This is a genomic window from uncultured Ellagibacter sp., assembly GCF_934643285.1.
Classification (GTDB): Bacteria; Actinomycetota; Coriobacteriia; order Coriobacteriales; family Eggerthellaceae; genus Ellagibacter.
The window spans coordinates 1-6,781 of sequence record NZ_CAKUBT010000038.1 but is presented as its reverse complement, the minus strand read 5'-3'; the positions used below and the strand labels follow the sequence as shown (position 1 = coordinate 6,781).

Sequence of the window (6,781 nt, the reverse complement as noted above, 5' to 3'; positions counted from 1 at the left end):
CCGGCTCGATCGGCCACATCGACGGCAGCGTCCAAGCCGCCGGCACGCAGATCGCCAACGACATCGTCGGCAGCAAGGTGGAGCTGACCGACGCGCAGAAGACGGTCATCTCGAAGGCAAGCATGATGCTGTTCATCGCGCTGGCCGCCGTGCTCGCCTACTTCACCAACGGCATGGACCGCCTGCAGCTGCTCGCGCAGATTTCCTACCAGGCCGTTGTCCAGATTTCCGTGCCGCTGTTCCTCGGCATCTTCTTCAAGTTCGGCAACAAGAACGGCGCGCTGGCCGGCATGATCGCGGGCTTCGTCGTCGCCGCCGGGCTGACCATCGCCTTCCCCGACGACATCCCCGCGCTCGGCAGCATCACTGGCGGCGTGGTCGCCCTGTTCGTGAACCTGCTCGTGTACGTGACCGTGTCGCTCCTGACCAAAACCCCCGACGCCGAGCGCACCCGCGTTGACGAGCTGTTCGATATTGCCCGAGGTGGCCGCCGCGGCACCGTCACCGTCGGCGCCGCAGTTCCGGGCATGGCGAGCGTGGCAGAAGGCGAGGGCGTCGCATGCGGAACCGCCGCGAGCGTTACGACCTGCGAAGAGACCGCTGCAACCGCAATGGCCGAAAACGAGCCCGAGGGCTTAGCCGCAAGCAAGGTGGCAAGCATCGCAACCGCCGCCTCCTCGCTGCGCGAAGCCGCGGTCGCAAGTTGCGCAAGATCCGGCGGCGCACCCGCAGAGGCGAGCGCTTCGTAGGCACCTTGCGAAATCGATTCCCCCTATCGTAAAAAGGCTGCGGGGCAAAACGCTCCGCAGCCTTCGTTTTGCCTGGCCGCAACTGCTAAGGAATCGCTGGCGCCAAGGGGTTGCGGCCAAAATCGGCAACGACCGCCAAGCATCTGACACAGCCGATCAAGGCGAGGCGGCGCTGCCAGACGACAACTACCGAGCCCAACACCCACGAGGAGACCCCCATGAACCAACCTCTTTCCGCCACACAGCATTTCTCCGAGCTATTCGCCGAGTCGATGACAATCGGCCGCAAGCCGAACGGCGGAACCGATCGCATGGCGCTCACCCCCGACGACAGCGCGCATCGCACGTGGTTTGTCAAGCAGCTGCGCAAAGCCGGCGCCGAAGTGCGCATCGATGGCGTCGGAAACATTTTCGGCCTGTTCACCTGGGACGATGACGCGCCCTACATACTGTGCGGGTCGCATCTGGACAGCCAGGAAAACGGCGGCGTATACGACGGGGCGTACGGTGTGGTGGCCGCGTTGGCGGCGGCACAGGCAATCGATGCGCGCGTGCGAAGCGGAGCGCTTGCCCCAGCGACGAACCTTGCCGTGGTCGACTGGACAAACGAAGAAGGCGCGCGCTTCGAGCCGAGTCTCATGGGCAGTCGCGTGTTCACGGGCGCGCTGCGGCTTTCCGACATCGAGCAGGCGAAGGACTTAGGCGGCACAAGCTTCGGCGACGCGCTCCGCAAAAGCGGCTGGAAGGGAACCGAAACGCCGCCGCAAGCTGCCGCCTACTTTGAGCTGCACGTCGAGCAAGGTCCCGAACTTGAGACAGCGGGCGTAAACATCGGGGCGGTCACCGGCAACTGGAGCGCCGTGAAAATGGATGTGGATATCGACGGCGAGCAGTCCCACACGGGATCGACCCCCATGCACCTGCGCAAGGATGCGCTCTACGGCATGGCGCTGCTCACCGTTGCCGCGCGCAAGCTCGCCGATGACTTCGCACGTCGCGGCACCGAAGTTCGCACGTCGGTCACCAAGGTGCGTTTGTTTCCGCATTCGCCGAATATCGTGACGTCGAAATGTCAGCTTCACCTGGAGGTTCGTGCAGAAAGTGAAGCGTGTGCCCGCGAGGCGGCCAATGAACTCGCCGCCTCTTTCGCCACGATCGAGGCGCAGTCGGGCACGGCAATCGCAATCGTCGGCACCGAAGTTCGCCAGGCGATGACGTTTCCCGAAAGCGGCGTAGCCCTCATCGAGCACGCCGCAGCCGCATGCGGCCTCAGCTGCATCCGCACGAAAACGGTATGCGGGCACGACGCCGTAGCCCTTGCCGCCGCCGTGCCCAGCACGCTTCTGTTCGTGCCAAGCGTCGGCAGCAGCGCGCACTCGCCCAATGAATTCACCAAGCCCGAGGACCTCTCCAACGGCGTAAGGGTGCTCGTCGAGGTGTTGCAGGAAGCGCTTCGCCAAGGCGGCTTGGCATAAAAAATGCGGGTAGACGCCGATCAAGACGCCCACCCGAAAATCTTCCACCCAGCCAATCACCAGGCAGTTTCCCAAAGCTTTCCGCTAAGAAGCGCTCGGCGAGGCACTCTGGCCGCAAACCTGGGGCACCATCTCGATGCCCCAGGCTCTCTCGCCCGCGATCTTTCTTCTAATTCTCCAGCTGATCGAGCGATGCTTCCAGTGCGCTGGCGAAAAAGTCGAGGTCGGCGTCGTTGAACACCAGCGGCGGGCGAACCTTCAGCACGTTGCCGTACGGGCCGCACAAAGAGATGAGCACGTGGTTTTCGCGAAGCTGCTCGATGAGCGACACGGCGAACGGGCGATCGGCTTCCTGAGTACCGGGCTTCACCACCTCGACGCCGCAGAACAAACCGGCGCCGCGCACGTCGGCAAGACGAGGACGGCGTGCTGCCACATCGTGTATGGCGGCACGCAACTTCTCCCCCATGTCATAGGTATGAGCGAGGATGTCGTTTTCACGAATGTAATCGAGCACCGCCTGAGCCGCCGCCATCGACACGGGATTGCCCGCGAACGTGTTGAAGTACGGGTTGTTGTCGGCAAATGCGTCGAGCACGTCGGCGCGAATCGCCATGGCGGAACACGGGATGCCGTTAGCCATGGGTTTGCCCATCGTCACGATATCGGGCACGATGCCATGGCGCGCGAAGCCCCAGAACGCATCGCCCGTGCGGCAGAATCCGGGCTGCACCTCGTCGGCAATATAGAGGCCGCCCTCGCGATGTACCAGGTCAACGACTGATTTCAGGAAGCCACGAGCGCCCGGGATAACGCCATCGGAGGAGAAGATGTCGTCGAAGAGCACGCCAGCGAATTTGATGCCGTGGCGGCGCATGTCGGCAATTTGCAGGGAAATCTGCTCGCACATCCACGGGCCAAGGTCTTCGGTCCCCAAACGGAACGAGTCGGGCGAGGGAATCATGCGCATGGTGCGGCTCATGGCGACGCTCTTGCCGATCGACGGCGACAGCCCGGAGATCAGCGCCGTGTTCCCGTGGTAGGCCTCCCCCGTCACAATGACGCCCTCACCGCCGGTAAAGAGCTGCGCGCAACGGACGGCCAGGTCATTTGCTTCGGACCCTGAGCACATGAACATGATGCGGTTGATTTCGTCCGGCATGGTGGACAGCAGGTCCTCCGCATAGTTCAGGATATTCTCGTGCACGTAACGTGTGTGCGTATTGAGCAGCTGCAACTGCTTGATAACCGCCTCGGTGACCACAGGATTGCTGTGTCCCATCGACGGGATGTTGTTGTACATGTCGAGGTATTCCTCGCCATCGGCGTCGAACAGGCGCGTTCCTTGTCCGCGCACCAGGTGAAGCGGCTTCTGGTAGAACAAGCGGTAACACGGCCCCAGCACGCGGCGGCGCTCAACCAAATCGTGCAGCTCGCCGCCGAGCGTATCGAGGTTGCCCATATTGAAACTGTTCGACTCAAGGATGCCGCAATCTTCCGAAGTGCCCATCATTCGCCCTTTCTTCCTCGTCAAACGCGTATGCGCATTTCAAACCATTTGCACGTCTTGCATGGTAGGACGCAAAGAACGCAATCGAATGAACGCGAGGGGCGTTAGCAAAGCTTCAAACATCTGGAAATCAAGGCGAAATCGAACAGAAGCACACGCGTTACACGGGCGCGAAATGCACCGCGTGCTCAGACTGACGGGCGGGAGCACGGGCAGGTTGACAACCGGGTTCAGGCCAAAGGGCGCCAGACGCAAACAGACCCGCCCATGACCTGGACGGGTCTTCGTTTTCCCAAGCAAAAACAGCAAGTAGCTCCAAACGCGGCGCAAACCAACCGCGAGCCAAACGCGGTGCGTTAGCCTTCCACTCGAATCACCGAGGGCTCGGCGCGCAGAACGTCTTCGAGCCCTGCGATTTCCGCGAGCACCGCGCGCACGCTTGCTTCCTTGGCGGTGTGCGTGACGTAGGAGAGGTTCACCGTCTCGTGCTCGGAGTTGCCGCGCTGCACCACGGAGCGCACGGAGACGCCATGCTTGGCGAACACGCCCGCCATCGCGGCGAGCACGCCCGAGCGGTCGGCCACAGCGAAGCGGATGTAGTACTTCGTCTGCAGCTCCTCCACCGGAAGGATGGGCAGGTCATCGGTGCAGGTGCAGCCCACGATGGGGGAAACGCCCAGCGTAAGATGGCGCGCCACCTCGAGCACGTCGCCCATGACGGCGCTCGCCGCCGGGCCCGCGCCCGCGCCCTCGCCGAAAAACATCGTCTCGCCCACGGCGTCGCCCGTCACGTAAATCGCATTGAACACGCCGTTCACGGTCGCGAGCTGGTGCGCCTTCGGGAGCATCGTGGGATGGACGCGCACGTCGATGCCGTCGGGCGTGCGATGGGCGATCGCCAAAAGCTTGATGACGTAGCCCATGTCGTCGGCGGTGTCCAGATCGAGCGTCGTGATGTTGCGGATGCCCTCGGTGTGCACGTCGTCAAGCGTGACGCGCGAGTTGAAGGCGATCGACGCCAAGATGGCGATCTTCGCCGCAGCGTCGAAGCCGTCGACGTCGGCCGTGGGGTCGGCCTCGGCGAAGCCGCGCTCCTGGGCTTCCTTGAGCGCCTCGTCGTAGGAGAGGCTGTCGTCGACCATGCGCGTGAGCATGTAGTTCGTCGTGCCGTTCACAATGCCCATAACAGAGGTTATCTCGTTCGAGATGAGCGAATGCTTCAGCGGGTCGATGATGGGGATGCCGCCGCCGACGGACGCCTCGAAGGCAAGCTCGCGGTTCATCTTCTCCGCCAGATGCATGACTTCCTCGCCATGAGTCGCCATGAGCGCCTTGTTGGCCGTGACGACGTTCTTGCCCGCTTCAAGTGCCGACACGACCACATCGCGCGCCACCGTGGTGCCGCCGATGAGCTCGATGACAATGTCGATGTCGGGGTCGTTCACGATGTCGCGATAATCCAACGTGAACAGGTCGCTTACACCATGGGCTTCGGCCTGCTCAGGGTCGCGCGAACAGACGCGCACAAGCTCCACGTCGATGCCGTAATGGCGCTTGAAGTCCTCCTTGTGCTTCTGAAGGATGTCGATGCAACCGCCACCGACCGTGCCGGTGCCGACGAGTCCGAGCTTGATGGTCATAAGGTCCTCCTAGATGTCGCGGGCGTAGAGGTCGGCGTAGGTCTCGCGGCGCGTGACGACGCGGGCGACACCATCTTTCACGAACACTACCGCCGGCTTGGGCTGGCCATTGTAGTTGCTAGACATGGTAGAGCAGTACGCGCCCGTTGTGAACACGCACGCGATGTCACCGATTTCCGGATGCTGGATGGGCATGTCGATGACGACCGCGTCGCCGCTTTCGCAGTGCTTGCCGCACAGTGTGACGATTTCCGTGCGCGGCTCGCCCGCCTTGTTGGCGATCACGGGCTCGTAGTCGGCGTGGTAGAGCGCCGTGCGGATGTTGTCGGACATGCCGCCGTCGATGGCGACGTACTTGCGGATGCCGGGCAGGGTTTTAAGAATGCCCACGGTGTAGAGCGTGACGCCGGCGTTGGCGACAAGGCTGCGACCAGGCTCGACGAGAATGCGCGGCTCAGGCACGCCGTATTCGGCGCAGAAATCCTTGACGGCACGCGTCGTGCATTCCGCGAAGTCCTCGATCGAGGAGGGCTTGTCGGTCGCGAGGTAGGCCACGCCCAGACCGCCGCCCAGGTCGAGCTCGGGGATCTCGATGCCGTATTCCTTCTGGACGCGCGCGATGAACTCGATCATGACCTGCGCCGCCTCGCGGAACGAATGGAGCGCGAAGATCTGCGAGCCGATATGGCAGTGGAAGCCGACAAGCTTCACGTTGGGGGCCTCGATGGCGTCCTTCACGCACTTGAACGCGAAGTCGTCGAGCATGGTGAAGCCGAACTTGGAGTCCTCGCAGCCCGTGCGGATGTACTCGTGCGTGTCGGCCTCGACGCCGGGCGTGATGCGCATGTAGATGGCCTGCTCGACGCCGAGTTCGCCGGCGATTTCAGACACGCGGGCAAGCTCGATGCGGCTGTCGACCACGATACGGCCAACACCTGCGGAGATGGCTTCGCGCAGCTCAGCGGGCGTCTTGTTGTTGCCGTGCACGAAGACGCGCTCCATCGGGAAGCCCGCCATCTGGGCGCAGGCGAGCTCTCCGCCGCCCGACACGTCGAGGCAGAGGCCCTCCTCGTTCACAATGCGCACGACTTCCTTGTTCAGAAACGCCTTCGATGCGTAGATGACGTCGGAGTTCTCGTAGCGCGAGCGGAACGCCTCGCGGTAGGTTTCCATGCGCCAACGAAGGTCGGCCTCGTCGAACACGTAGAGCGCGGTGCCTTCCTCACGCGCGAGCTTCACCATGTCGACGCCGCCGATGAACAGGTGGTTATCGCGAACCTCGGCCGTGCGGGGAAGAACCTCGCCCAAATCCATGGTGGTGAGGTTGTCGGGCTGCTTGCTGGTATCGGATGCTGGGAGAGACATAGCTGTCCTTTCTGATGCTGTGGAATTTTCCCAGTCTATCAT

5 protein-coding genes are annotated in these 6,781 nt (G+C 62.8%); 2 read left to right on the top strand and 3 right to left on the bottom strand.

The window, feature by feature from the left end:
- Together Q0I65_RS09395 and Q0I65_RS09390 are read left to right on the top strand one after the other, a co-directional pair.
- Nucleotides 1-749, top strand: a 749-nt coding sequence (locus Q0I65_RS09395; RefSeq protein WP_296062851.1) for a hypothetical protein, incomplete at its 5' end; no start/stop codon positions are given.
- 218 nt (nucleotides 750-967) lie between these two features.
- A complete protein-coding gene (locus tag Q0I65_RS09390) occupies nucleotides 968-2,224 on the top strand; it encodes a Zn-dependent hydrolase (protein WP_296062849.1) in 1,257 nt (418 codons plus the stop codon).
- A gap of 169 nt (nucleotides 2,225-2,393) precedes the next feature.
- Here the strand turns inward: Q0I65_RS09390 and Q0I65_RS09385 are convergent, their stop codons facing one another.
- The 3 genes from Q0I65_RS09385 to lysA form a co-directional block, all read right to left on the bottom strand.
- The gene (locus Q0I65_RS09385; RefSeq protein WP_296062847.1) at nucleotides 2,394-3,734 is read right to left on the bottom strand and encodes an aspartate aminotransferase family protein; all 1,341 of its coding nucleotides are present in this window, start codon (nucleotides 3,732-3,734) and stop codon (nucleotides 2,394-2,396) included.
- A 356-nt stretch (nucleotides 3,735-4,090) separates the two neighbouring features.
- Complete coding sequence (locus Q0I65_RS09380; protein WP_296062845.1) at nucleotides 4,091-5,374, bottom strand: homoserine dehydrogenase; 1,284 nt, start codon at nucleotides 5,372-5,374, stop codon at nucleotides 4,091-4,093.
- A gap of 9 nt (nucleotides 5,375-5,383) precedes the next feature.
- On the bottom strand, nucleotides 5,384-6,739 hold the full coding sequence (gene lysA / locus Q0I65_RS09375; protein ID WP_296062843.1) for a diaminopimelate decarboxylase: 1,356 nt from the start codon (nucleotides 6,737-6,739) through the stop codon (nucleotides 5,384-5,386).
- Between the last annotated feature and the right edge of the window lie 42 nt (nucleotides 6,740-6,781).

Bases quoted from the DNA above. Each gene is read 5' to 3' on its own strand.
- Q0I65_RS09390 (WP_296062849.1), top strand. From the start codon at position 968: ATGAACCAACCTCTTTCCGCCACACAGCATTTCTCCGAGCTATTCGCC.
- Q0I65_RS09385 (WP_296062847.1), bottom strand. From the start codon at position 3,734: ATGGGCACTTCGGAAGATTGCGGCATCCTTGAGTCGAACAGTTTCAAT.
- Q0I65_RS09380 (WP_296062845.1), bottom strand. From the start codon at position 5,374: ATGACCATCAAGCTCGGACTCGTCGGCACCGGCACGGTCGGTGGCGGT.
- lysA (WP_296062843.1), bottom strand. From the start codon at position 6,739: ATGTCTCTCCCAGCATCCGATACCAGCAAGCAGCCCGACAACCTCACC.